Raw genomic sequence first — 26,842 nt, 5'->3', positions numbered from 1 at the left:
GCTGGCGAAATGGCAGTTGTAGCCATTCTTAGAGGGTCGCAAGGCTATAGAGAAGACTCACAAGTTTATGTAGGACATATCCTCATTTGGCACACGAAAAACCTTTCAGGCTGGATAATTCTGATTCCAGATATTAAGTACGGAGGGGCGGCCACGATCCTCCTGATCGCGCCGCCCCTTAACCAACAACTTATGGAGCTGGAATGGTCACAAACTCTTCACAATACCGACCTTCACTATCATCAAGATCCAGAGCGCGTATAGCAGGCAGTGAATCTGGGGTTGGGTTGATACCTGCACCACCGCGGGAAATGGAATAAGTCACTACGCCATTTGCCAAGTGGGCTGGTCTGAAGTCTTCGGCATATTCGCCAATCTCAATGAGAGCGCCGCTTCCAGGAAATATTCCTGTAATCGGATAAGTCGCTTCTGCATCGGTGCCTGGGATTGGCTCCGGCGGCGTCGCTTGACTAAATGCCTGATACTTCAAAGTAATGGTCTCTCCATCGACCGTGTATGGATTGGGCAATACACGCACAATCAGGTTTCGCCTCGCAGTACCGTCATTGGGAACGGTCGCAGTAGGGAAGTTCAATGTGGAGCAACCAATCCTTCTTGCCGGTCCAGCCAGATTCATGATTTCCGGTGCAGCCATTTCAATCGGGAATGGTTCCACTGGGATATCTTTCGGTCTGGAGTTCGTTGGATTTCGCGAACCTGGAGAATGCAAGGTATAACGCAGAACTTTCGTCCCACTGCCTTGAGCCTGAACAGTAGGCCAAGGAATAACACGGCGAATGGTAGTGCCCCCTTGTCCAGTTGTCAGAGGGATAGAGTTACCGATTTTGATGTCGTCATAGAACAAGTCGATCAACCAACCTTCTTCTGTCGGTGGCGCAGCAAAAATAACGATATTCGCGGTGATTGCGGTATCTCCGTAATCGCCCTCGGTGATTTCGTCGTCACTGCCGTCTGTTGTTGTCAGCGTTGGCGCTTCCAGACCAATGGTGATCGGATCCGGACCAATAAACGAAACATCAACATCGATATCAACATCCGAGTCAGCCAACGGCCTGCCACCACGAAACATCTTGTAGCTGACATTGGTCACGACGATACCATCGGTCTCGCCATACACTCGCCGTACAAGCGCATAGGGGGCGTGAAAGGTCAGTTCGGTGTTAGCACCCACACGCTGTTCGGGGCCGACTTCTTGGCCACCCCAATAGCCAAGGATTGTATCCGCCTCAGCGTTGGGTGTAGGGACCGTGACTTTGAACTCAACACCTCGGCCATCCACTTGCGTGTCTGCAAGATCGATCAAGCCATCACCGTCCGTACCATTGGCCAACGTCACAATTGGCGGTTTGACCGTGTCGGGATCCGGATCCTGCGCATGCTGCACGGTTCGCAGACTGAAGTTTGACCGGCGTCCTTCATTACCTGCCAGGTCTGTGGACACGTAGATAAGCTGATTGGGGCCATCAGCGGCAGCGACAAATACAGCAACGGGAATTTCAGCCTCTCGAGCCGTCGACAATATTCCCTGGAACACGGGAGTGTCGCGACCTGGATCCGGCGCAGGCCCGAAGAAAAATTTGTATACGTCAGTTGCTTCGTAATTTGCCGGAATCACTGGCTTCACGATGATACCGGTCTTGCCTTCAAGGTAGCCCTCATCGATGGGAACAGCCGGACCTAAATCGGCAGGCCATGTTGGAGCTCCAGGGGTTCGGTCGGAGGCCGGGGTTTTTACTTTATAAGGCGGCGTGAGATCGATGGCGAAGGCGGATATTTCAGACTCGACATCATTGGTGCCGCCTGCAAAATAGATATACCGGAACTCCCATTCCGTAGGCGCTTCGGGAGTGAGTTCTTCTCTAAACAGGTTGCGTCGAATCTTATACGGCACCGTCCAGTCTCGATCAACGACAGCACCGGGATAAACGTATGGAGCGTCTGGATCGCTTGGATCAACAATATCGATCCAGGTAGCCGCGCCCTTTATACGAATCTGTGGCTGGAATGCATCATCATCATCCTCAAGTGCAGGCTTTGGAACCAGATAATCCAAATCAGCGCTAAGAGATGCTTTCGGAATGCGCAAATCAGGAAGCAGTGTCTGCGCCGGGAATGTAACCGCTCCCGGTGCCGCATCAATGGTATTTTCCACGGTGGATTTTGTTTTAAGCGCTGCCAGCCTGGACAGTTTGGCTCGTTCAACTATAGCGTTCATGATTCTCTCCATACGTTTGCAGTTTGGTGAATCTACTAATGACTGAGTTATCACACATTGTTACCGACCACTTTTGCTCCACGCCTTTACGGCCCGCATGGAATTTCTTCACCGGGTATTATTCGGTCTATTTTCACCAGCCCAACCTTAGATACTCCGACAAGTCTACGACCTCGGAATATTCGGTATTGAACAATGGCGGAAGCCTTGTCAAACATGGGTTGTACATGAATATCGTATGGCTCGATAACCAAAGAATACCCTTCTTTAATATCCGTATCGCTTAGTGCTGGGCGTATATCTTCCTTGCGAGCACTTACATACTCCTGCCCGCTTCCGTTCAAACTTGGATAGCCTCTCCAGCTTAATTCGACGCGGTCTCCAACCCTGAATCCCGACAAGGGTGGAACTGTCACACGAACACCCTCCCACAAAGGCGGGACAGTTGCGCAATTCAGGTATCCATGAACGTTTGCGTCAGGAAAACCAGGGGACTCAAGATTAACTGGAATAGGTACATGATCAATTGTCAGATTTCGGCGAACTGACTTTGAGGGGTGGTCAGCGGTATCTAACACCTGATACCACAATTCACCTACCCCGTTGACCTGCAGGAAGTTGGCGGCGATTGGAATAATAAATTGTGGTTGGATATCCGCTGCTGTGTAACTATTTTCGATCGAGACCGGTGGCTGCCCTGGCTGTTCAAAATAAACCGTTAAAAGATCCCGTTCATCAGGCTGCGTTGCGTAACTGGGCCAGAGAGGAATGACCACTTCGATTCCCGCCAATAACAATTCAAGCGGGATGTAACCGTCCGGATCTACATCGGCATCCTCCATTCCGATTACTCTCGGTGGTTTGAAGTCCAGCGGCCCTTGATTCGACATACATCAATCCCCTTAATGTGCCTGGCACTACTAAAAATCCTCAGAGGGATTAAGCGCCTCGCCAGGCGTATTGCCTACTGTCAAATCTGACAGGTATATCGACCGTCCGTCGGAATTACCCGACAACCTCAAATAAAAACGCTTGACGACCTCCTCGAAAATCGATTCTTCTGAAACCGGTTTCAGCGCCGCTCCAATAACAACAAGGCCTACCTATGAACGATTTCTCCGCCGCCCAGCGCAGCCGCGTGACCATGCTCGACGTCGCCGAACACGCCGGCGTATCCAAGGCCAGCGTCTCGCGCTTCATCGGCGACGACCGTGCCCTGCTCTCCGATGCCATCGCCCTGCGTATCGAGCAGGCAATCGCCGAACTCGGCTATCGCCCGAACCAGATGGCCCGCGGCCTGAAACGTGGGCGAACCCGCCTGATCGGCATGCTGGTGGCCGATATCCGTAACCCTTATTCGATTGCCGTGATGCACGGGGTGGAAACCGCCTGCCGTCAGCACGGCTACAGCCTGGTGGTGTGCAACACCGATCGCGATGATGAGCAGGAACGCCAGCACCTGGCCCTCCTGCGCTCCTACAACATCGAAGGCTTGATCGTGAACACCCTCGGTCATCACCGCGACGAATTACGTGAACTGCATCGGGAAATGCCGTTGGTGCTGGTGGATCGCAAGGTCGAGCAGCTCGAGAGCGATTTGGTCGGGCTGGACAATCCTGCCGCCGTTGAAATGGCCCTCACCCATTTACAGGAGCGCGGCTATCGCGATGTGCTGTTGGTGACCGAGCCGTTTGACGGCACCAGTTCGCGGATTGAGCGGGTCAGCAGTTTCAAGGCGCAGATCGAGCAACGCCCGACCCTGCGCGGCACCCTGATCGAAACCGGCAGTGAACTCACCGCTCAGCTGAAAACCTTCCTTGAAACGCCAGGCCCCGGCCCGAAAGCGCTGTTCTGCGCCAATGGAATCGCCGCGCTGGCCAGCACCCATTCGTTGCGTGAACTGAAGTGCAATCTGTTCGAGGACGTCGGCCTGATCGCCCTCGATGACCTGGATTGGTATCCGCTGGTGGGCAGCGGGATCACCGCCCTCGCCCAACCGACGGCCGAAATTGGCGCCAGTGCGTTCGAGTGTTTGCTCAAGCGTTTGCGCGGTGATGACGGGCCGGTGCGGACCCTGGATTTTTCGGCGAAGTTGATTGTGCGTGGGTCGACCGATGGACACTCTCGGTGACTGGACTGGCCCCATCGTCGGAACGCCGCCCGGAGCAAGCTCGCTCCCACATTGGACTCGTGTACACCACAAATCCCCTGTGGGAGCGAGCTTGCTCCGGGCGGCGTTCCGACGATGAGGCCCTGAAGAACACCGAACAACTCAGCATCAATATTTTTTTGAACAAAAATGAAACCGGTTTCAGAGGTATACAACAATGAATAAACCACCCGTTTCCATCAGCCTGTCGAGCTACGGCGCCGACCTTGTTCGCCAACGCGGACAGGGATCGTTTATCGACGTGTTGGCCGCCGCGGGCGCCACGCGTATCGAATGGCGCGAAGAACTGCTGACCGTCGAAGATCCCGCGCAACTGGCCGATGCCACCCAGGCCCAAGGCCTCGAAAGCGTGTATTCCTCGCCGATGGAATTGTGGCTGGCCGGCCAGTCCAAGCCCAATCCCGAACTGATCTCTGCGCTGCAGCGTGCCCAGGCATTCGGTGCCAAATGGCTGAAAGTGTCCCTGGGCTATTTCACCGACAACAGCGATCTCCAGACCTTGTCCCGTGTGCTGGGCAAAAGCGCTGTGCAGTTGCTGGTGGAAAACGATCAGACCTTGCACGGCGGCCGTATCGAGCCGTTCCAACGGTTTTTCACTGAAATCGAGCAACACAACCTGCCGGTCAAAATGACCTTCGACATCGGCAACTGGCATTGGCAAGACCAGTCCGCCGCCAGCGCCGCGCGGTTGCTCGGTCGTCACGTCGGCTATGTGCACTGCAAAGCCGTGACACGCCGGGCCGACGGCAAACTGGTCGCCATACCGCCGGACGCCAGCGACCTGCATTTGTGGGAACAACTGCTGCGGCACATGGCCCAAGGCGTTATGCGGGCGGCGGAATACCCGCTGCAAGGCGACGACCTTGTGCAGTTGACTACCGAGCATGTCGCCACCCTCGCCCGCCTCGGTCAAACCCGGTTGGAGAGCGCTCATGTCTGAGATCGATATTCTCTCGTTCGGCGAAACCATGGCGATGTTCGTCGCCGAGCAGAACGGTGATTTGGCCGACGTTGGCCAATTCCACAAACGCATTGCCGGGGCCGACAGCAATGTCGCCATTGGCTTGTCGCGGCTGGGTTTCAACGTGGCCTGGCTGAGCCGGGTCGGCGCTGATTCGCTGGGCCGGTTCGTGATCGATACCCTGGAAAAAGAAGGCCTGGATTGCAGCAACGTTGCCATCGACACCGCGCATCCCACCGGTTTTCAGCTCAAGTCGCGCACCGACGATGGCAGCGATCCGGTGGTCGAGTATTTCCGCCGTGGGTCGGCGGCGAGTCATCTGTCGCGGCAGTCGATCGCGCCTGAATTACTGAACGCCCGGCACTTGCACGCCACCGGTATTCCGCCGGCGCTGTCCGAAACGGCTCGGGAAATGTCTTTCGAATTGATGACCCGCATGCGCGATGCCGGGCGCAGCGTGTCCTTCGACCCGAACCTGCGCCCGAGCCTGTGGGCCAGCGAGCAACAGATGATTACCGAGATCAACCGCCTCGCCGCCCTCGCCCATTGGGTGCTGCCGGGGTTGAGTGAAGGCCGCTTGCTGACCGGTTTCGAAGACCCGGCCGACATCGCGGCGTTCTACCTCGATCAAGGCGCGGAAGCCGTGGCGATCAAACTGGGCCCGCACGGTGCGTATTACCGCACTCATCTGGACCAGGGTTTCGTGGCGGGCGTGCCCGTGGAAACGGTGGTCGACACCGTCGGTGCCGGCGATGGCTTTGCCGTCGGCATGATCAGCGCCCTGCTGGAAAACCACAGCTTTGCCGACGCCGTGAAGCGTGCGAACTGGATTGGCAGCCGCGCGGTGCAGAGCCGTGGGGATATGGAAGGGTTGCCTGATCGATCCGAAATGATCGCCGAATTTGAGGCCGCCTTCGCGAGCAAGCCCGCTCCCACATTGGATTGCATTCCAACGTAATTCCCCTGTGGGAGCGAGCTTGCTCGCGATGAGGCCCGCACAGTCACTGAAGATTTAACCCGTTACCTGCTGCGACAAAAACAACAAGCTCAGGAGCACCACTATGAAAACCGCAACACTCGCCGCCCGCCGCTGGTGGTACATCATGCCCATCGTGTTCATCACCTACAGCCTGGCGTACCTGGACCGCGCCAACTACGGATTCGCCGCCGCCTCCGGGATGGCCGCCGACCTGATGATCACGCCGGGCCTGTCGTCGATGCTCGGCGCGCTGTTCTTCCTTGGCTACTTCTTCTTCCAGGTGCCGGGCGCGATCTACGCCCAGAAGCACAGCGTCAAGAAGCTGATTTTCGTCAGCCTGATTCTCTGGGGTGGCCTGGCCACGTTGACCGGGATCGTCTCCAACGCCTACTGGCTGATCGTAATTCGCTTCATGCTCGGGGTGGTCGAAGCGGCGGTGATGCCGGCGATGCTGATCTATCTGTGCCACTGGTTCACCCGTGCCGAACGCTCGCGCGCCAACACCTTCTTGATCCTCGGCAACCCGGTGACCATGCTCTGGATGTCGGTGGTCTCGGGGTATCTGGTGCAGCATTACAGCTGGCGCTGGATGTTCATCATCGAAGGTTTGCCGGCGGTGCTCTGGGCGTTTATCTGGTGGCGTCTGGCCGATGACCGTCCCGCTCAAGCCAAGTGGTTGAGCGATCAAGAGAAGCAGGATCTGCAAAGCGCTCTGGCGGCCGAACAGGTCGGTATCAAAGCGGTGAAGAACTATGCCGAAGCCTTCCGTTCGCCCAAGGTAATCATCCTGGCCTTGCAGTTTTTCTGCTGGAGCATCGGCGTCTATGGCTTCGTGTTGTGGCTGCCGTCGATCCTCAAGGCTGGCGCACAGATGGACATGATCGAAGCCGGCTGGCTCTCGGCGCTGCCGTATCTGGCCGCGGTGATTGGCATGCTGCTGGTGTCCTGGGGCTCGGACAAAATGCAGAAGCGCAAACGCTTCGTCTGGCCGCCATTGCTGATCGCCTCGATTGCTTTCTACGGCTCCTACGCCCTGGGCGCTGAACACTTCTGGTGGTCCTACACCTTGCTGGTGATCGCCGGCGCCTGCATGTACGCGCCTTACGGTCCGTTCTTCGCGATCATTCCGGAAATCCTTCCGGCCAACGTGGCCGGGGGCGCCATGGCGCTGATCAACAGCATGGGCGCGCTCGGTTCGTTTGGCGGTTCGTATCTGGTGGGCTACCTGAACAGCTCCACCGGCTCGCCGGGTGCTTCTTATCTGTTGATGAGCGGCGCGTTGATGCTCTCGGTGGTGCTGACGATTTTCCTCAAGCCCGGCGCCAGCGACCGGGTCGTGGCCAAGGCCGTTGTGCAACGGTCAACGGCTGCTCATTCCTGAATTGAAGTTGAGATGATGACGATGAAAAAGCAGGTTGTGCTGTACAAGAAACTCTCGCCGCTGCTGATGGCTCGCCTGCACGAGCAGACCGAGGTGACGTTGATCGACAACCTCAATGCCGACGGCCTGGCAACGCTGCGCGAGGCCCTGCCCCGCGCCCACGGATTGCTCGGTGCGAGTCTGAAACTGGATGCCGGATTATTGGATCTGGCACCAGACCTGGAGGCCATCGCCAGCGTGTCCGTGGGGGTCGATAACTACGACATCGACTACCTGACCGAACGACGGATCCTGCTCAGCAACGCCCCCGACGTACTCACCGAAACTACGGCCGATACCGGTTTCGCGCTGATCCTGGCGACCGCCCGGCGCGTGGTGGAACTGGCGAACATGGTTCGCGCCGGCCAGTGGAAGCGCAATGTCGGTCCCGCGCAATTCGGTACCGATGTACATGGTAAAACCCTGGGCATCATTGGCATGGGGCGGATCGGTGAGGCCCTGGCCCAGCGTGGTCATTTCGGTTTTGGCATGCCGGTGATTTACCACAGCCACTCGCCAAAACCGGCGGTGGAACAACGATTCAACGCGCAATACCGCAGCCTGCCGGCGCTATTGCAGCAGGCGGATTTCGTTTGCCTGACCTTGCCGCTGACGGCTGAAACCGAAGGACTGATCGGGGCCGAGCAGTTTGCCCTGATGCGCCCCGAAACCATCTTCATCAACATTTCACGGGGCAAGGTGGTGGACGAGGCGGCGCTGATCCAGGCCTTGCGTGACGGGCAGATTCGCGCTGCGGGGCTGGATGTGTTCGAACGAGAGCCGCTGAACACCGACTCGCCGCTGTTGCAGCTGAACAACGTGGTGGCGACGCCGCACATTGGCTCGGCGACGTATGAGACAAGGGAGGCGATGGCCACGTGTGCGGTGGACAATTTGCTGGCGGCGCTGGCGGGTGAGCGGCCGGCGAATCTGGTGAATACGCAGGCGTGGAAAGCTTAAGAAATTCGGTGCCTGTCAGTCAGCCATCGCGAGCAAGCTCGCTCCCACACTGGATCTGCGGTGCTCATAGATCCCCTGTGGGAGCGAGCTTGCTCGCGATGAGGCCGGCAATAACAACGCAAACTTTCAGGCCCGACGCGCCTCCAGAAGATCCGCCGCACACAACGCAATCCGCCGACACGCATCCGCCAGCTTCAGCTGATCCACCACCAACCCCAATCGAATATGCCCCGCCGCACTCGGCCCGAACGCTTCACCCGCCAGCACTGACACGCCATAACCTTCCAGCAGCCGCTCGGCAAAACTCTGGGCACACAATCCGGTCTGGCGCACATCAATCATCACGAACATCCCGCCATCAGGCCGGATCGGCCGGATGCCCGGGCAATCACTCAGGCTCGCGCACACCAGGTCGCGACGCTGGCGATACTCCTCACGCATCAGCGCCACTTCCGGCAGATCCTCATCCAGCGCCAATTGCGCGGCGTTCTGAATGAAATCCGGAATACCAAACAGCATGCACAAGGACAGGTGCACCAAGTGCTCGGCCAAAGGTTTCGGCCCGATCACCCAGCCCACGCGCCAACCGCTCATGGCGTGGGACTTGGACAGGCTATTGATGGTCGCCGTGCGCTCGGCCATGCCCGGCAGGCTCGCCGGGCTGATGTGCTCGCCTTCGTACAACAGATCGCTGTAGACCTCGTCGCTGATCAGCCACAGGTCGTGACGAACACACAGCGATGCCAGTTCCTGCCAGACCATCAGCGGCAAACTCGCGCCGGAAGGATTGTTCGGACTGTTGAGCAAAATGGCACGGGTCTTGGGTGTGATCAGCGCCGCGACATCCGCCGGATCGACCCGAAAGCCGTTCTCGGGGCGCACGGCCACCGGCACCACTTTGGCCGCGCAGGCACCGAACACACCTTCATAGGTCACGTACATCGGTTCGGCGACGATCACTTCATCGCCCGCGTCGAGCAGGCATTGCGCGACCGAATACACCGCACACTGCGCGCCCGGCAGCACGATCACATGATCGGCATCCACCGCTTGACCACTGCGACGTCGATGACGGTTGGCAATGCTGTCGCGCAACCCCCGACTGCCACGTACTGACGGGTAGTGGGTGTCACCGGCCAACAAGCTATCGATGCACGCCTGAACGATGGGCTGCGGCGTATCGAAGTCGGGATCGCCGATCGATAGCAGCAGCACATCAACGCCCTGCTCGAGTAATTCCAGTGCTCGGTCATGAATCTGCCAGGCCGCTGCGCCGTCACCGGCGATTCGTTTGGTCAAGGCTGAATAGCGCATGTAATTCTCCAGTCGCGCGGGTTCCAAGCCTCAACCCTATCTCAAATCACGAAACGCGCCACCATGGCATTTAAATCCACGGCCAGGCGCGACAGTTCGTGAGTGGCGGCGCTGGTCTGGTTGGCACCCGCGGCGGACTGGGTGGCCAGGTCGCGGATGTTCACCAGGTTGCGGTCGACCTCGCGGGACACCTGGGCCTGTTCTTCGGACGCGCTGGCGATCACCAGGTTGCGCTCGTTGATCAATTGGATCGACTGAGTGATCTGCTCCAGCGCGACACCGGCCGCGCGGGCCATTTCCAGGGTGCTTTGGGTGCGTTGATTGCTTTGCTGCATTGAGGAGACCGCTTGGCCGGTGCCGTTCTGAATGCCGGCAACCATTTTTTCGATTTCCTGGGTCGATTGCGCGGTGCGATGGGCCAACGCGCGGACCTCGTCCGCCACCACCGCAAAACCACGCCCGGCTTCACCGGCACGGGCGGCTTCGATTGCAGCGTTCAGCGCCAGCAGGTTGGTTTGCTCGGCGATGGCGCGGATCACGTCCAGCACCTTGCCGATGTCGCGCCCCTGAGCGGCCAGGCCTTCGATCATCACCGAGGTGTTTTGCACATCGTGGGTCATGGTCTGGATCGCGCCGACGGTTTCCACCACTCGGTCGCGACCTTCGCGGGCGGCCTGGGTCGACTGGTTAGAGGCTTCGGACGTCGACACCGCGTTGCGCGCTACTTCTTCCACGGCGGCAGTCATTTCGTTGACCGCGGTGGCAGCCTGTTCGATTTCGTTGGTCTGCTGTTGCAGACCGCGGGACGCTTCTTGGGTGACCGTGCTGAGTTCTTCAGCGGCGGCACCCAGTTGGGTGGCGGAACCGGCGATCTGTTCGATGGTTTTGCGCAGGCTGGCCTGCATCGCGGACAAGGCACCGAGCAAACGGGCAGGTTCGTCTTTGCCGTCGACCTCGATGACGTTGGTCAGGTTGCCGCCCGCAATGGTTTGCGCCGCCTGCAGCGCACGGTTCAGCGGCGTGACGATGCTGCGGGTCAGCAGCCAGGCCAGCAGCACGGTCATCAGCGCCGCAATCACCGCCACCACGATGATGCCGGTAATCGCGCTGCGGTACTGCTCGCCTGCTTCGGCCGAGGCGGTTTTCGCATCGGTAGTATTCAGCGCCACCAGTTTGTTCAGCTGCTCGCCCATCTGGTCCGTACCGTCCTTGATCCGGGTGTTGATCAGCGTGCGCATCTCATCGAGCTTGTTCTGTCGCGACAGCTCCAGCATCTGGTTCTGTGCTTGCAGGTAGCTGTCCAGCGTTGCCGTGAAGGTCTTGTACAGCGCGGCTTCTTCCGGGGTGGCCGACAACGCTGCATAGCTGGATTGTGCGCTACGAACCTTGTCGACCAGCACGCCGATACGCGTCTGGGCTTCCTGCAACGCGGCCGGATCACGGTTGACCAATACCCGGAACGAGAGAATGCGCAGACGCAGGACGTTTTCCGTCAGGTTGCCGAGAAACCCGACGCTGGGCAGCTGCTTAGTTTCCATGTCGATGGAGGCTTGGTGGATGGTCGTCATGCGGTTCACGGCAAACACACCCAGCACGATGACGAGCAAGGCAATGAAGGCAAAACCCAGGAAAGCTCGAGGCGCGATATTCAGATTACGCAGTGACATAGGATGATTCTCGGGTGATGGAGCTACGAGCATCCTTGCGTGATCGCTGAAGGGCGGGCGGCGGCGCACGCGCTTTCAGTTTGGCGCCACTGTTGGAATAGGTTTGTGTGGGCCTATTGGCTGTATCGGCTGGGGATGAGGATTTTTGCGGGGTGTTTAGAAATATATTTCAAGTTTGGAACCGCCCCTCACCCTAACCCTCTCCCGGAGGGAGAGGGAACTGACCGTATTGTTCTTCCGATGTTCTGCGAACTGAAAGTTTTGAGCCGAACTCAGATTCTGAAAAGCATGGAGATCGGCCCCCTTTCCCCCTCTCCCCCGTGGGGAGAGGGCTGGGGTGAGGGGTGGATCTAAACTTCAACGCAAGACTCAAGACTCAAGACTCAAGACTCAAGACTCAAGACTCAAGACTTACGCAAAGCCACCCGCCAAACCCGCGCAACATCACTCGCCCGTTCCCGCAACAACCGCGGTGCCTCGGCACACGCCCGCTCCAGCGTCATCGGCCCGCTCGCCAAGGCAAACGCGGCATCGATGCCATGTTCATACAGCGCCTGATAACCCTCACCCAGTGTCCCGGCGAGGACAATCACCGGCACGCCGTGCTGCCGAGCAATACGCGCCACACCAAACGGTGTCTTGCCACGCAGGGTCTGGGCATCGAATCGACCTTCACCGGTGATCACAAGGTCGGCGCCTTCGACCGCATCCTCCAAACCGACCAGTTCGGCGACCACTTCAACACCGGCCTTGAACTGCGCCCCCAGAAACGCCTTGGCGGCAAACCCCAGGCCGCCCGCCGCACCGCTGCCCGGTTCGTCACGTACGTCTTTGTTCAGGACTTGCGCGCACCGTTCGGCAAAGTGCCCGAGCGCGCGATCCAGTTGCTGGACTTGCTCGGGTGATGCACCTTTTTGCGGGCCGAAAATCGCTGAGGCACCGTGAGGGCCGCACAGTGGATTGTTGACGTCGGCGGCGATGTCGAATCGCACCTCGGCCAGACGCGGATCGAATTCACTCAGATCAATGCGGGCCAGCTGTCCAAGTGCCAGACCACCCGGTGCCAGTGTTCGGCCGTGTGCGTCGAGCAGTTTGACGCCCAAGGCTTGCATCGCACCCGCCCCGCCGTCGTTGGTGGCGCTGCCGCCAATCGCCAGAATGACCCGTTGCGCGCCGGCATCGAGCGCCGCGCGGATCAATTCACCAGTGCCGAACGTGCTGCTGAAGCACGCATCACGCTTGCCCGGCGGAACCAGTTGCAGGCCACTGGCCTCGGCCATTTCGATAATCGCGGTGTGACTCTGAGGCAACCAGCCCCAAGCGGCCTCAACCGTCGCGCCGAGCGGCCCACGAACTGGGGTGCGGCGCAGTTCGCCCTCGCACGCCGCCAGAATCGACTCGACGGTCCCCTCCCCGCCGTCCGCCATCGGGCATTTGACCAGTTGCGCATCAGGCCAAACCTGCGCCAACCCGAGAGCAATGGCATCAGCCACACCCTGGGCACTCAGGCTGTCCTTGAACGAATCGGGGGCGATGACGATTTTCATGCGAATTCTCCAGTTCCAATGCGCTCCATGCTGCCAGCAGGCAAGAACAATAACGCCGGTCCGCTGCACAAGCGGCCATGACGATTATTGTTCATTTCCACAAAACCCTTCCCCATTCACATCGATCAATGTAGGAGCTGCCGCAGGCTGCGATCTTTTGATCTTGCTCTTTTCGGGCTCGCTGAAAATCAGGATCAAAAGATCGCAGCCTGCGGCAGCTCCTACGGATCGTGTGTATCAGTCGGTTTGGGGAAGGAGCTGCACGCCGAGGTAAAGCGCAAGCATCCCGTCGAGTCTTAACGGATCAACACCACTAAGCTCGGCAATCCGCTCCATCCGATAACGCAGGCTATTGCGGTGGATGCCAAGCGCATCGGCACAGGCCTGGCTCTGACCATCGTGATCGCACCAACAGCGCAAAGTCGCCAGCAGTTGGCCGTTGCCATCCTTGGCGATGACTTTGCGCAGCGGTTTGAGCAACTCGTCCAGCGCGTCGTCATTGCGGTGCCGCCAGAGCATCACCGGCAACCGATAACGATTGAGCGTCAGCAAACGGGAGTGCGGCAACACCTCTCGCCCATAGGCCAGCAAGTCGCCGACGCGTCGATAGCAACGGCGCAATCCCGACAGCCCATCCGCCTGCCCGCCCACGGCGATCCGCAGAATGTTCCAGCCGAGGCCGTCGAGTTTTTCCAGCAACCGGTCATTCTCGATCGCTTGCACCGCCGGTCGGCACCAGAGCAACGATGACTTGGCCGAACTCACGCACCAACTGTCCGGGTAGCGCGAAGTCAGCCAGGCGCTGAGCGCCTCGACGGTTTGCCCCGGACCGTGTTCCATCCCCAACTCGAACAGGTACGGCACCCGCGTCATCTGCGGCTTGAGCCCAAGCTGTTGCGCTTCGTCGATCAACCGCGGCGAATCCCCTGCCTCGCTGAGCAGCAACGCCAGCAGATCGTCGCAACGCTGGCGCCGCCATTGCTGTTCGGCCTGCTGATGACGTTGACCGACCAGCATCTCGGCGGTCATCCGCACCAGCTCGGCGTAGGTGCGCAATTGCTCGGGTTCACCGGTGATGCCCAGCACGCCAATCAACCGTTGATCGAGTAAAAGCGGCAAGTTGATGCCCGGCTGCACGCCTTTCAAATGAATCGCGGTCTGCGCGTCGATCTCCACCACCCGCCCGTTGGCTAGCACCAGTTGCGCGCCTTCATGACGGGTGTTGACGCGCTCCGGCTCGCCGCTGCCGAGAATCAGGCCCTGGCTGTCCATGACGTTGACGTTGTACGGCAGGATGGCCATCGCCCGGTCGACGATATCCTGGGCCAGGTCGTGATCGAGTTCGAACATAGCGGGGATCCTTGAAAGCGTGATGGAGCGGATTGTTCACCCGCACAGGCCTTGGTGGCAAACCCTGTGCTCAGGCACAAAGACAATGACCCAAGCGGTGGCCGAGACTCACCGGGCGGTCAACGTTACCCTTGCATCGCAAAAAATCATAATAAAGAGAGAGCCCGCCATGTCACAGAGCGCCGCCGCTACCCAGGCCATCGTTGACGAAAAAAACGCCGTCTACAAACGCATTACCCTGCGTTTGATTCCCTTCATCTTCATCTGCTACCTGTTCAACTACCTCGACCGGGTGAACGTTGGATTTGCCAAGCTGCAGATGCTCGACGCACTGAAATTCAGCGAAACCGTGTACGGCCTCGGGGCCGGGATCTTCTTTATCGGCTACGTGTTGTGCGGCGTCCCCAGCAACCTGGCCCTGACCAAATTCGGCCCGCGCCGCTGGATCGCGCTGATGATGATCGTCTGGGGCTCGCTCTCGACCTGCTTGCTGTTCGTCACCACCCCGACCGAGTTCTACACCCTGCGCCTGTTCACCGGCGCGGCCGAAGCCGGGTTCTTCCCGGGCGTGGTGCTTTACCTTTCGCAGTGGTTCCCGACCTTCCGCCGCGGCCGCATCATGGCGTTGTTCATGTCGGCGATCCCTGTGTCCGGACTGCTCGGCAGCCCGTTTTCCGGCTGGATTCTCAACCACTTCGGCGCAGGCCAGGCGGGTTTGGCGGGCTGGCAGTGGATGTTCCTGCTGCAAGGCATTCCGACCGTGATCCTCGGCGCCCTCGCCTACTTCCTGTTGAGCGACAGTTACGCCAACGCCAAATGGCTCACGCCGTTCGAGCGCTCGGTGCTGGAAGCCGACCACGCCGAAGACCTGGCCAACAAACCGAAAACCACCACCGACTCGCTGCTGGCCGTGTTCAAGAACCCGGCGATCTGGGCCTTCGGTCTGATCTATTTCTGCATCCAGAGCGGCGTCTACGCGATCAACTTCTGGCTGCCGTCGATCATCAAGAACCTGGGCTTCAGCGATAACCTGGTGATCGGTTGGCTCAGTGCGATTCCGTACCTGCTGGCGGCGCTGTTCATGTTGATGGTCGGCCGCTCGGCGGACCTGCGCAAAGAACGCCGCTGGCACTTGGTGGTGCCGATGCTGATGGGTGCGGTCGGTTTGCTGATCGCGGTGAACTTTGCGACTACGCCGGCCATCGCCATCCTCGGCCTGACCATCGCCACCATGGGCGCCCTCACCGGCCTGCCGATGTTCTGGCCGGTGCCGACTGCGCTGCTGAGCGCGGGCGCTGCGGCGGGTGGTTTGGCGTTGATCAACTCCATGGGGCAGATGGCCGGGTTCCTGAGTCCGTATCTGGTGGGTTGGGTCAAGGACAGCACCGGGTCGACCGATGCCGCGCTTTACCTGCTGGCGGGCGTGATTGTTTGCGGGAGTTTGCTGGCGTTACGCATGACGCGGACGTTGCGGGTTTAAGCTTCGGTAGACATGAGAAACGGCCCTTTTCGGGCCGTTTTTTTGCCGAGGTTTTCGGCTTGAGTTTTGTGGTGTTGCTTAAATCTATCCCCCTCACCCCAGCCCTCCCGAAACGTCGGACCGCCCCAAAGGGGCGAGGGGGAAAGGGGGCCGATCTTCATGCATTTCAAAGCCTGAGTTCGACTCAGAATTGCAGGTCGGTGTAGCTCTAAAAAACAACTCGGTCAGTCCCCTCTCCCTACGGGCGGTCCGACGTTTCGGGAGGGTTAGGGTGAGGGCTGCTTTTGCGTTTAACCCGGTGGATCGATGTTATCCAACGCCCGATTCACCGCCAACTCACCCAGCATGATGATCTGCGCAATACCCAACAGCGAATTGCGACTCGCCCCCTCCAAATGGTCCACCAAATCCATGGCCATGACATTGGCCGAGGCCAACGACTCGCAAGCATGGCCCAGCAGGGTTTCGGTATCGAGCTCCGGGTTGACGATGAACATGGTGCCGGGTGTGCGCGGGGTGGCTTTGATATGGGCAGCCAGTTTGAGGTAGTGATCGAGGGCGCGGTCGACGGCTTCGTGGAGCTTTTTTGAATCGAGTGATTCGGACGGGGATGCCGGATCGGTGTCCGGTGGATTGGGCGTTACTTTGAACATAGATGAATCTCCTGAAATGAAAATGAAGAGCCATCACTCTCGCTACCAAACGATGGGTGGCGGCCATACGCGGATTGGTAGACCGGTCCAGGAACCCGGCGCGTCCGAAGACGCCCTGCGCATGGCCACCATAAAAAGCAGAGATGAGACAACCCCGCAAAAGATGGTGCTATGCGCCTGGACATACCGGGCTACCAAACCCGATCGCTGTTATTTCAGCGACCGGCAAACGATAGAGCCCAGGCCCAAGGCGCACAAGCCGGCGGATTCTGGCGTAGTCGTAGGCAGCGGCGCAAGGATGTGTAGCCCGAATCAGTATCTGGAGATGTCGATTAAACAACTCAGTCATTGCTCACTTTTCAATCGATAGGAGAGACGGATAAATAGGTATGTCCCTCCTTTCGTGGTCACTGCCGACGCCGCGCCAAAACCGGCTAATGGGTATCCCCTTATCTCTGAGAACGGCGATCCCGGGCGGATGGTTTCCGACCGGGATGTTCGTCAGGACTCGATCGTCGCCGTATCAATCACCGAGACCGTTGCGCTGCCGTAGTTGCAGACATAAGCGCGGGTACCGTCCGGGCTGACGGCGATCCCGGTCGGAGAGTCCACGTCCGGGATGTTCGTCAGGACTCGATTCGTCGCCGTATCAATCACCGAGACCGTGTGGCTAAGCTGGTTGCAGACATAAGCGCGGGTACCGTCCGGGCTGACGGCAACCCCCATCGAATAGTTCTCGACCGGGATGTTCGTCAGGACTCGATCCGTCGCCGTATCAATCACCGAGACCGTGCGGCCACCACCGTTGCAGACATAAGCGCGGGTACCGTCCGGGCTGACAGCAACCCCTCTCGGAGCAGTCCCGACCGGGATGTTCGTCAGGACTCGATCCGTCGCCGTATCAATCACCGCGACCATTTGGCTACCACGGTTGCTGACATAAGCGCGGGTACCGTCCGGGCTGACGGCGATCCCGGTCGGAGAGTGCCCGACCGGGATGTTCGTCAGGACTTGATCCGTCGCCGTATCAATCACCGAGACCGTGTGGCTATTATAGTTGCTGACATAAGCGCGGCTACCGTCCGGGCTGACAGCAACCCCCCACGGAATGTTCCCGGCCGGGATGTTCGTCAGGACGCGATTCGTCGCCGTATCAATCACCGAGACCGTGTGGCTAACCTGGTTGCTGACATAAGCGCGGGTACCGTCCGGACTGACGGCAGCCCCCACCGGTTCTTTTCCGACCGGGATATTCGTCAGGACGCGATTCGTGGCCGTATCAATCACCGAGACCGTGTGGCTATTCCGGTTGCAGACATAAGCACGGGTACCGTCCGGACTGACAGCGATCCCGAACGGAGCGTCCCCGACCGGGATGGTACCGACCGGCCCCAGCCCCGTAACGGTTACGGTTGCGTTGGCGACCTGAGCACCACTGGTGGCGCTCAGACTGTAAGAACCGGGGATGAGAGCGCCTTTGACGCGGCTGACGCTGAGCCTGCCGACATCGTCGGTGATGAAGTCGCGCTGGCCGCTGCCGCCATCGTCGTACCTAAAGTTGGCTGGGAGAATCAGACTGAGGCGGCCCTCGGGGACGGGGGTGTTACTGCTGGTGCTGAGAAGCAACTCAACGTTCTTCAGCCGGCCAGCCGGGGCGATGGTGTAGGGCGCGTTGGTGAAGGTCGGCACGTCATTCTGTCCTGCGCCCGTCACCTGCGCCGTAGCCGTTTTGGACCTGGCAATGACGTCGCCACTTCTGACCTGCTCATAGATCACCGTCACCACGCTGTCGGCAATGACCTTGCTGTTGGGTATGTCCCAAAAGAATTGCCCCGGCACCTGTGTAATTGGCAGAGTTTTGTCATAGGTGGCAACCGGACTGCCATTCACCAGAGCGGTGAACGTCAGGTGGATCTCATCCCCCACGTCCCAGATCTCATCGATCAGATGAATCAAGGCCCACAACGGCCCGCCGTTCAGCTTGGCGAGGTCCACGGTATTAGGGTCGTCATTGTTCTCGGTCAGGATTTCTCGAAGGATCGCCTGCTCGAGTTCAACACGGTCAAGGTGTATATCCAGGCGCTTCTCCGGGGATTTGACCCGGTTGCCCAACTGGTCGACGACATAGAACTCGGCCACCGCACTCGGGTTGTCGCCCGCCTTCTGGAACGTGTCGGCGAACAGTGTGTGGGTGATTGGCGCCGTGCCGTCGGGGACGTCGAACCTGACCTGGGTGTCGCCCAACAGAAACTCGATACGGTCGTGGTTGCGTCGGTTGGCATAGGTGAACCCGAACTCCACCCCTAGCGCCGCCCGTGCGGCGCTGACGCCGTCCTTGAGCACATCGGCCGGGATCACCAGATCCAGGGTTTCCACAGACCGTAGGTGATACAGCACCAGCAGATCCCGAGAGGGTTCGGAGTTCCCCGAGGCACGGGTGACCACGTAATGCAGACGGTTGACGCCATGTATCAAATTATTGTGTGGCAGGTACAGATACACGCGCAGCTTTTCCTCCCCCGGCTTGACGGTATGACCTGCTCCTGGGACGAGACCGCCGTTGCAATACAAATTCACGCTATCATCGGCCGCCATGATCCGGGATTCTAGCTGCAGCTCGGTCCATGGATCGACCAGGCATTCAAGGCCCTTGGCCTGGCCATCGTAAAGGGCTTTGGGAATGCCGCCGTCGGCGATGCCGTCCGGTTTCACTGGGGTGACCCAGCCCTGGATGATTACGGGGTACAGCACAAATAATTCGTTCAACGCGGCGGACTGGATATCCATCATGCTCTCCTGGAAGGCGACGAGTCCTGAGTCTTCTCAGGACGCGGGGTTATCACACTCCAGGCCGGGAAGACTGACTACTGTCAAATCTGACAGTGGCGACGAGTGGTTACCCCGACCTTCATTCGAGGTGCGGAAGCGCCCAAGCGTTTCTGGGCAAAAGTGCTGCCAGGCGCTTCGTCGATAAATCAGATTGCCCCGCCCCACCGTTCTGGTATTTGATTGAGCCTTTCTCCCACCGGTAAAAGGATTTCGTCATGAGCTACCGCACGCTGGGTCATTCGGGTTTACAGGTTTCCACCCTGACCCTGGGCACCATGATGTTCGGCGAACAGACCAGCACCGAAGATTCCCTGCGGATCATCGACAAGGCCTGGGACCAGGGCATCAATTTCATCGACACCGCGGACGTTTACACCAACGGCCGCTCCGAAGAGATCGTCGGCGAAGCGATTGCCGGTAACCGCCATGAATGGGTGCTGGCGACCAAGGTCGGTTTCGGCCCGGTGGACGGCGTTCCCAACCGCAGCGGTCTGAGCCGCAAGCACCTGTTCAATGGCATCGACGCCAGCCTGACGCGTTTGGGCACTGACTATCTCGACATCTATTACCTGCACCGCGAAGACCACAACACGCCGCTGGAAGTGACGGTGTCGGCTATTGGTGATTTGATCCGCCAGGGCAAGATTCGCTATTGGGGTTTGTCGAACTACCGTGGCTGGCGCATCGCCGAGGTGATTCGTGTGGCCGATCAACTGGGCGTCGACCGGCCGGTGATCAGTCAGCCGCTGTACAACATCGTCAACCGTCAGGCAGAAACCGAGCAGATCACCGCCGCGCAAAACTATGGCCTGGGCGTGGTGCCTTACAGCCCTCTGGCGCGCGGTGTGCTCAGCGGTAAATACGCGCCGGACGTGAAACCGGACGCCAACAGCCGCGCCGGCCGCGCCGACAAACGCATTCTGGAAACCGAATGGCGCGTCGAATCATTGCGCATTGCTCAGCAGATTCAGCAGTACACCCAGGGTCGCGGCGTGGGCATCGTCGAATTCGCCATCGCCTGGGTGCTGAACAACAGCGCCGTCACCTCGGCCATCGTTGGACCGCGTACCGAAGAACAATGGGATGCCTACACCAAGGCGCAGGCGGTGAAGATTACGGCTGAGGATGAGGCGTTTATTGATTCGCTGGTTGTGCCTGGGCATGCGTCGACGCCGGGGTTTAATGATGTGAGCCACTTTGTGTCGGGACGCAAATCGCGTTCGGCTTGAGATCTCCCCCTCACCCTAGCCCTCCCGAAACGTCGGACCGCCCGTAGGGAGAGGGGACTGAATGGGGGATGTTCGGCATATCCTTCGACCTGAAAGTTCCGCATCGAATCCATAATCGAATAGGTCTTTCAGGTCGCAAAATTTCTTGAATCCACTCGGTCAGTCCCCTCTCCCTCTGGGAGAGGGCTAGGGTGAGGGGACGACGGTTTGAAATTCTGCAGGGATGTTGGAAATATTGATCACTCGGCCAATATTCAGCACAAAAAACACGTATCCTGCGCGCCCCGTTCGACCTTCAACCCGCGAGGACAGTTTGTCTAAAGGTATCGCTCTATCGGTTTCAGCCTCGGTGCTGTTTGCCGTCATGTATTACTACACGTCGCTGCTCACGCCTTTGAGCGGCGTGGAAATCTTCGGTTGGCGAATGCTGCTGACCCTGCCATGCATGACCGTGTTCATGGTGGTCTCCGGTGAATGGAAACGCGTGGTCGCCCTTTTTCGGCGGCTGGTTGGCCAACCAAAATTGCTCGCCGGCCTGATCCTTTCCGCGACGCTGCTTGGCCTGCAACTCTGGTTATTCATGTGGGCGCCGCTCAATGGCTATAGCCTCGACGTGTCCCTCGGCTACTTCCTGTTGCCGCTGTCCATGGTGCTGACCGGGCGGTTCGCCTATGGCGAGCGACTGTCTTACCTGCAAAAGGTTGCCGTGTTTTTTGCGTCCCTCGGTGTGCTCAACGAGCTGTATCAGGTCGGCGGCTTTTCCTGGGCGACCTTGCTGGTCGTCATCGGTTATCCGCTCTACTTCATCCTGCGCAAACGACTGGCGACCGACAACCTCGGCGGTTTGTGGATGGACATGGCCTTGATGTTGCCCGTCGCGTTCTGGTTCGTTCAGGGCGGTGAACAGGGTTTCGCCGTGTTCGATCAACACCCGTGGTTGTCGCTGCTGATCCCGTTGCTCGGCGTCATCAGCGCATCGGCGCTGGTGGTTTACATCATCGCCAGCCGGTTGTTGCCGTTCAGCCTGTTCGGGTTGTTGAGCTATGTCGAACCGGTGCTGTTGCTCGGCGTCGCGTTGCTGCTGGGGGAAAGCATCAAACCCGGTGAGTGGCTGACCTACATCCCGATCTGGTTGGCTGTTGTGGTGTTGGTGTTCGAAGGGTTCAAACACATGATGCGGCAACGCAGACCTTAAGGCTGCGCAAAACAATGTGGGAGCGAGCTTGCTCGCGATGGCGTCTTCAGATTCAACATTGATGTTGGCTGACAGACCGCTATCGCGAGCAAGCTCGCTCCCACAGTTTTTACAGCGGTAACGGCTTAGTCGGTGGAGAGCACACCACGACGAACCTGGTCGCGTTCGATGGATTCGAACAGTGCCTTGAAGTTGCCTTCGCCGAAACCATCGTCGCCTTTACGCTGGATAAACTCGAAGAACACCGGGCCCATCAGGGTTTCCGAGAATATCTGCAACAGCAGACGCTTGTCGCCTGACTCGGACGAACCGTCCAGCAAAATGCCGCGCGATTGCAGTTGATCAACCGGCTCATCGTGGTTCGGCAAACGACCTTCGAGCATTTCGTAATAGGTTTCCGGCGGCGCGGTCATGAAGCGCATGCCAATGCTTTTCAGGTGATCCCAGGTCTTGATCAGGTCATCGGTCAGGAAGGCAACGTGTTGAATGCCCTCGCCGTTGAACTGCATCAGGAACTCTTCGATCTGCCCGGCGCCTTTGGACGATTCTTCGTTCAGCGGGATTTTGATCATGCCGTCCGGCGCGGTCATGGCCTTGGAGGTCAGACCGGTGTATTCGCCCTTGATGTCGAAGTAACGGATCTCGCGGAAGTTGAACAACTTCTCGTAGAAGTTGGCCCAGTAGGCCATGCGACCGCGGTACACGTTGTGAGTCAGGTGGTCGATGATCTTCAGGCCAGCCCCGACCGGGTTGCGGTCAACGCCTTCGATGAACACGAAGTCGATGTCGTAGATCGAACTGCCTTCGCCGAAACGGTCGATCAGGTACAGCGGCGCGCCGCCGATGCCTTTGATCGCTGGCAGGTTCAGTTCCATCGGGCCGGTTTCGATATGAATTGGCTGAGCGCCCAGTTCCTGAGCCCGGGCAAACGCCTGCTGGGCATTCTTGACGCGGAACGCCATGCCGCACACCGACGGACCGTGCTCGGCCGCGAAGTACGACGCAACGCTGTGCGGTTCGTTGTTGAGGATCAGGTTGATCTGGCCCTGACGATACAGGTGCACGTCTTTGGAACGGTGGGTCGCGACCTTGGTGAAGCCCATGATCTCGAAGATCGGCTCCAGGGTGTTCGGGGTTGGCGATGCGAATTCGATGAATTCAAAGCCCATCAGGCCCATTGGGTTTTCGTATAAATCTGCCATGGTTGGCGCCTCATCATTTTCTTGTCAATTAACGGATCGTTAGTTGCTAGCAATGCTGAGACCGGCGGGTGGCGCGCAGGAGATGCCCCGCACGCTGCGGGCGAGGAAGTCACCGTAGATCAATTGAAACCCAAAACTCTTCATTGTCGACCCAAGGCTATTGCGGGCGAGGCTTCTGCTGCCAGAAGACGATTATTCTTATATGCGTAACCCGATTCTACACAGCGTAAATCGGTTTGTCCGCCTTCTGTATCAAATCCCCTTTTTCCCTGCTCGCGCAAGGGGTTTGTTGCACAGGAAAATCCCCGCGAGGATCAGCCCTCCTCCCAGGCACATCGCCAGGGTCAACTGCTCGCCCAACAGCAGCGCACCGAGGATCACCGCGGTCAGCGGGTTCAGGGCGATGAACACGCCTGAGCGCGTCGCGCCGATTTTGCGAATGCCGTCGTAATAGCCGATATAGGCCAGCGCCGAACCCAATACGCCCAGGTACATCAGGCTCAACCATTGCGTTGGTCCGAGGCTGGCGAGTGCAGTAATACTCAACTCACCGCGAACAGCACTGGTCACCCACAGCATCAGCGTGCCCAACAGAATCGAGTACGTCACCGTTTGCACCGGCCCCAGGGTTTGATTCAGGTCTTTGGAGAACAGCGAATAAACGCCCCAACCGAGCACACAGCCGAAGATCAACAGATCGCCGATCCAGGCGTCGGCATTGCCGGCCAACAACTGCGGGTTGCGGCTGACGATCACCAGGCTCGCCCCGGCAATACAGATCGCGATTCCGACGACTGTCGCTCGACTCAAGCGCTCCTTGAACAACAGCCATGACGCCAACCCGATCACGGCCGGGTTCAACGCCACGATCAATGACGCCCGCGAGGCATTGATGTAGTGCAGTCCATAAAAGAAGCACAGGTTGTAGAAAAAGATCCCGAAAAAACCCAGCAGTGCCAATTGCAGCCATTGCCTGGGGCTGGGCCTTGCGAGCGGCACGCGGGCCAGTAGCAGAAACACCAGCAACGCCACGCTGGCCAGCAGGAATCGCAGGCTGGCGGCAAACAAGGGGCTGAGGCTGTCGGCCAGAAACCGCCCGGCGACAAAGGTGCCGCCCCAGATCATGGTGACGGCAGCCAGTTTCAGATAAACCGGGACATCCGAAGGGTTGGACAGGCTTTGCTCATAGGTCGTCATCGGTTTCCAGAACGAGAATTCGGGGAGATGACGTATCATTCGACTAATACCTTCTCATCGTAAAATGAGTAAACACTCATGACCCTTACCCAACTCGAGATCTTTTCTCTGGTCGCCGAGCTTCACGGTTTTACCGCGGCAGCCAATCGCTTGGGAATTTCCCAATCCGCGGTCTCCCACGCCCTCAAGTCGCTGGAACAGGAATTGGGCGTCGAGCTGCTGCGCCGGCATCAGTCCCGGGTCGAACTCAGCGACATCGGCCAACAGCTTTTGCTGCGCGCGCGGGCGATGCTGGGCCTGGCCAACACCTTGCGCCAGGAAGCGGCCGATGCTCGCGGAATGAAACGCGGCACGTTGCGCATCGGCTCGTTTGGCCCGACCTCATCGATCAAACTGCTGCCGCTTATCCTGCAGCACTACCGCGCGGCCCACCCGGGCATTGAGGTCCATATAGATGAAGGCCCGGACCGACAGGTGATCCAGTGGCTGGAGGAGCGGCGAATCGATATCGGCTTCGTGGTGTTGCCCGAGGAGCGGTTCGACACCTTTGCGCTGATCGAGGACCAAATGGTCGCGCTGCTGCCCGTCGATCATCCGCTGGCCCGTCGCGACAGCCTGACCCTGAGCGACTTGTGCAACGACCCCTTTGTATTGACCGAGGCCGGTTCGTCGGAACTGGTGTCGCGGCTGTTCAATGCCGCCCGGCTGACACCGAACATCCGTTATCGCTGCTCGCAACTACTGAGCACGCTGGAAACCGTTGGCCGAGGCGACGCGCTGACGGTCGTCGCCGAAAGCTCATTGCCCGATGATCGCGACGGTCGCTACGTGAAAAGACCGCTATCGCCAACGGTCACACGCCAGGTTGGTCTGGCGGTGCTCGACCAGCGCCAGTCATCCCCTGCGGCGCTGGCTTTTATCAAACTGGCCGAGCGCCTGAACTACCGCTAAGCGGCACACTAACCGAGGGCCAGTGGAGCAAAGTGATTACCTGACCGCCCACGGCGTGAACTTCTTGCAAGGTTATCTATTCGGCCGGCCGATGCCCGGCGCGGAATTCATTAACGCATTAAGTCACCATTAACTAGCGGCGCTCAGCGACGAGACAAGGAGATCGCGCCCCAATTTGAATCAAAAGACTACTGTTGTTACATGAAGAAAAAGACAGGATTTACTCTTGGCCAATTAACTACTACAATTTTTCATGCCTGCGCTAGATTGGCAGGTGAGCCATTATCACCGAGTCGCTTCAAGGCTCTTGGCTTATAGCTTTGTTTGCGGTTGGTATCAGCCAAACACACTATTGGAGTAAAGATATTGTCCAGACTCGCTGAATTTCGTGCAGCTGAAAAGGCCCTTCAAGAGCAGCTCAAGCAGCTGGAAACCCTGAAGAATGATGCCGGGCTCAAGAAAGAAATCGAATTCGAAGAAAAGCTCCAGGGGCTGATGAAAACCTACGGCAAGAGCCTGCGCGACATCATCGCCATTCTCGATCCGAACCCGGCAAAATCCGGTCTGCAACAGGCCACGCCTAAAACCCGCCGCGCTCGCGTGGTCAAGGTTTATCAGAATCCGCACACCGGTGAACTGATTGAAACCAAGGGTGGCAACCACCGCGGCCTGAAAGCCTGGAAGGAACAATACGGTGCAGCTACCGTTGATTCCTGGCTGCGTGGCTAAGCACTCGCGGTGACAAAAAAAGCCCTGCCAATGCAGGGCTTTTTCATGGACGCCTTCTAAATGCAACGATTGGCGTCGATCAACTCGCTACTTGCTGAATAACTTTGTGCTTAATCCGTTTGGGTATCTAAAAATTTCAGAATGCGCTGAAACCGGCAGCCATTGAAATCTTTAACTAAAGTTTCAAGCTGTTACGGGCCGCGTCTATTTCATCCTGACTTGCCTTATAAACCTCAGCCTGCCCGGCGTAGGAAAGAACATAGGCCTTATCGCCATCCACAGCGGCAACCAATGTTTGAGAGAGCACATGCCTTCCGTTCTGCGTGATCGTGCAGGTAGTTTCCAGCGCTGATAAGCGGCTCAACGTCGTCGGGTGAATCTTGTTACAGACACTTTGATAACCGCCTTGAAAGAAGTCCTTCTGCACCGACTTGCGCATCTCCAGCAACACGCCTTGCAGATTCACCTGATGACCACTTTCCACCTGAGTCATGGTCAACTCCATCACCATTACCGGCGTGCCGCCCTGATCGTTTTTCACCGCGCGCTGGCGGGATACCTGGGCGTTGGCATCATCTTGCGGGACGGCTTCGACCTCCCAGCCGCTGGGCCAGGTCATGACTGGCTCGTCTGCGTGAGCGCTGTTAACACCTGAAAGCACACAGATCAGGACGAACATCGATTTACAAAAACGAATCATTGCAATGAACACTCACGGATTGAACCGTAAAGTCTGAGCCTCGCCCGTCTGTCAGGCAATAGCCGACGCTTTG

The 26,842-nt window shown here is 58.5% G+C and carries 21 protein-coding genes; 10 read left to right on the top strand and 11 right to left on the bottom strand.

Features of this window, described 5'->3' with window-relative positions; translation table 11 throughout:
* Window positions 1-190: 190 nt before the first annotated feature.
* Both ACYZTZ_RS11765 and ACYZTZ_RS11760 read right to left on the bottom strand, forming a co-directional pair.
* Window positions 191-2,236 carry a hypothetical protein gene (locus ACYZTZ_RS11765; RefSeq protein WP_461998302.1) on the bottom strand — a complete coding sequence of 682 codons (2,046 nt, stop codon included), beginning with the start codon at window positions 2,234-2,236 and terminating at the stop codon, window positions 191-193.
* A gap of 86 nt (window positions 2,237-2,322) precedes the next feature.
* Window positions 2,323-3,126 carry a hypothetical protein gene (locus tag ACYZTZ_RS11760; protein ID WP_461998301.1) on the bottom strand — a complete coding sequence of 268 codons (804 nt, stop codon included), beginning with the start codon at window positions 3,124-3,126 and terminating at the stop codon, window positions 2,323-2,325.
* Between the two features lie 215 nt (window positions 3,127-3,341).
* On the opposite strand from ACYZTZ_RS11760, the gene ACYZTZ_RS11755 reads away from it, so the two are divergent.
* From ACYZTZ_RS11755 to ACYZTZ_RS11735, 5 genes are all read left to right on the top strand, one after another.
* A complete protein-coding gene (locus ACYZTZ_RS11755; RefSeq protein ID WP_461998300.1) occupies window positions 3,342-4,367 on the top strand; it encodes a LacI family DNA-binding transcriptional regulator in 1,026 nt (341 codons plus the stop codon).
* 196 nt (window positions 4,368-4,563) lie between these two features.
* Window positions 4,564-5,346, top strand: a complete 783-nt coding sequence (locus ACYZTZ_RS11750; protein ID WP_461998299.1) for a sugar phosphate isomerase/epimerase family protein — start codon at window positions 4,564-4,566, stop codon at window positions 5,344-5,346.
* Window positions 5,339-6,325, top strand: a complete 987-nt coding sequence (locus tag ACYZTZ_RS11745; RefSeq protein ID WP_461998298.1) for a sugar kinase — start codon at window positions 5,339-5,341, stop codon at window positions 6,323-6,325. Before ACYZTZ_RS11750 ends, ACYZTZ_RS11745 begins: the two co-directional genes overlap by 8 nt.
* Before the next feature lie 103 nt (window positions 6,326-6,428).
* Entirely contained in the window at window positions 6,429-7,727 is a 1,299-nt protein-coding gene (locus tag ACYZTZ_RS11740; RefSeq protein ID WP_461998297.1) for an MFS transporter, read from the top strand.
* Between the two features lie 21 nt (window positions 7,728-7,748).
* The gene (locus tag ACYZTZ_RS11735; protein WP_461998296.1) at window positions 7,749-8,726 is read left to right on the top strand and encodes an NAD(P)-dependent oxidoreductase; all 978 of its coding nucleotides are present in this window, start codon (window positions 7,749-7,751) and stop codon (window positions 8,724-8,726) included.
* A gap of 126 nt (window positions 8,727-8,852) precedes the next feature.
* Here ACYZTZ_RS11735 and ACYZTZ_RS11730 read toward each other — a convergent pair whose 3' ends face one another.
* The 4 genes from ACYZTZ_RS11730 to ACYZTZ_RS11715 all read right to left on the bottom strand — a co-directional run bounded on the left by ACYZTZ_RS11730 (window position 8,853) and on the right by ACYZTZ_RS11715 (window position 14,604).
* A complete protein-coding gene (locus tag ACYZTZ_RS11730) occupies window positions 8,853-10,040 on the bottom strand; it encodes a pyridoxal phosphate-dependent aminotransferase (RefSeq protein ID WP_461998295.1) in 1,188 nt (395 codons plus the stop codon).
* A 41-nt stretch (window positions 10,041-10,081) separates the two neighbouring features.
* Entirely contained in the window at window positions 10,082-11,707 is a 1,626-nt protein-coding gene (locus tag ACYZTZ_RS11725; protein ID WP_461998294.1) for a methyl-accepting chemotaxis protein, read from the bottom strand.
* A 404-nt stretch (window positions 11,708-12,111) separates the two neighbouring features.
* Entirely contained in the window at window positions 12,112-13,254 is a 1,143-nt protein-coding gene (locus ACYZTZ_RS11720; protein ID WP_461998293.1) for a glycerate kinase, read from the bottom strand.
* A gap of 237 nt (window positions 13,255-13,491) precedes the next feature.
* Window positions 13,492-14,604, bottom strand: coding sequence for a sugar diacid recognition domain-containing protein (locus ACYZTZ_RS11715; protein ID WP_461998292.1), 1,113 nt, complete (start codon window positions 14,602-14,604; stop codon window positions 13,492-13,494).
* Between the two features lie 169 nt (window positions 14,605-14,773).
* Here ACYZTZ_RS11715 and ACYZTZ_RS11710 point away from each other — a divergent pair, with 169 nt between their 5' ends.
* Window positions 14,774-16,084, top strand: coding sequence for an MFS transporter (locus ACYZTZ_RS11710; protein ID WP_033055148.1), 1,311 nt, complete (start codon window positions 14,774-14,776; stop codon window positions 16,082-16,084).
* Between the two features lie 290 nt (window positions 16,085-16,374).
* Here ACYZTZ_RS11710 and ACYZTZ_RS11705 read toward each other — a convergent pair whose 3' ends face one another.
* The gene (locus ACYZTZ_RS11705; RefSeq protein WP_461998291.1) at window positions 16,375-16,737 is read right to left on the bottom strand and encodes a DUF6124 family protein; all 363 of its coding nucleotides are present in this window, start codon (window positions 16,735-16,737) and stop codon (window positions 16,375-16,377) included.
* Window positions 16,738-17,238: 501 nt separating this feature from the next.
* Complete coding sequence (locus ACYZTZ_RS11700) at window positions 17,239-19,488, bottom strand: YVTN family beta-propeller repeat protein (RefSeq protein WP_461998290.1); 2,250 nt, start codon at window positions 19,486-19,488, stop codon at window positions 17,239-17,241.
* Between the two features lie 293 nt (window positions 19,489-19,781).
* Here ACYZTZ_RS11700 and ACYZTZ_RS11695 point away from each other — a divergent pair, with 293 nt between their 5' ends.
* Complete coding sequence (locus tag ACYZTZ_RS11695; RefSeq protein ID WP_461998289.1) at window positions 19,782-20,795, top strand: aldo/keto reductase; 1,014 nt, start codon at window positions 19,782-19,784, stop codon at window positions 20,793-20,795.
* 313 nt (window positions 20,796-21,108) lie between these two features.
* The gene (gene rarD, locus ACYZTZ_RS11690) at window positions 21,109-21,990 is read left to right on the top strand and encodes an EamA family transporter RarD (protein ID WP_461998288.1); all 882 of its coding nucleotides are present in this window, start codon (window positions 21,109-21,111) and stop codon (window positions 21,988-21,990) included.
* A gap of 125 nt (window positions 21,991-22,115) precedes the next feature.
* On the opposite strand, the gene hppD is transcribed toward rarD, so the two are convergent.
* Window positions 22,116-23,192, bottom strand: a complete 1,077-nt coding sequence (hppD, locus tag ACYZTZ_RS11685) for a 4-hydroxyphenylpyruvate dioxygenase (RefSeq protein ID WP_461998287.1) — start codon at window positions 23,190-23,192, stop codon at window positions 22,116-22,118.
* Between the two features lie 252 nt (window positions 23,193-23,444).
* A complete protein-coding gene (locus ACYZTZ_RS11680; RefSeq protein WP_462000667.1) occupies window positions 23,445-24,389 on the bottom strand; it encodes a DMT family transporter in 945 nt (314 codons plus the stop codon).
* A gap of 78 nt (window positions 24,390-24,467) precedes the next feature.
* On the opposite strand from ACYZTZ_RS11680, the gene ACYZTZ_RS11675 reads away from it, so the two are divergent.
* Together ACYZTZ_RS11675 and ACYZTZ_RS11670 are read left to right on the top strand one after the other, a co-directional pair.
* On the top strand, window positions 24,468-25,340 hold the full coding sequence (locus ACYZTZ_RS11675) for a LysR family transcriptional regulator (RefSeq protein ID WP_461998286.1): 873 nt from the start codon (window positions 24,468-24,470) through the stop codon (window positions 25,338-25,340).
* 366 nt (window positions 25,341-25,706) lie between these two features.
* Window positions 25,707-26,069, top strand: a complete 363-nt coding sequence (locus ACYZTZ_RS11670; protein WP_008155126.1) for a histone-like nucleoid-structuring protein, MvaT/MvaU family — start codon at window positions 25,707-25,709, stop codon at window positions 26,067-26,069.
* A gap of 175 nt (window positions 26,070-26,244) precedes the next feature.
* On the opposite strand, the gene ACYZTZ_RS11665 is transcribed toward ACYZTZ_RS11670, so the two are convergent.
* Window positions 26,245-26,769: a DUF4946 domain-containing protein gene (locus ACYZTZ_RS11665; protein ID WP_462000666.1), complete on the bottom strand. Its 525-nt coding sequence runs from the start codon at window positions 26,767-26,769 to the stop codon at window positions 26,245-26,247.
* Window positions 26,770-26,842: the final 73 nt, after the last annotated feature.

It is taken from the genome of Pseudomonas sp. LB3P58, from assembly GCF_054897895.1.
Note: the sequence above shows the minus strand (reverse complement) of the source record. Positions and strands in the feature narration are given on the sequence as shown.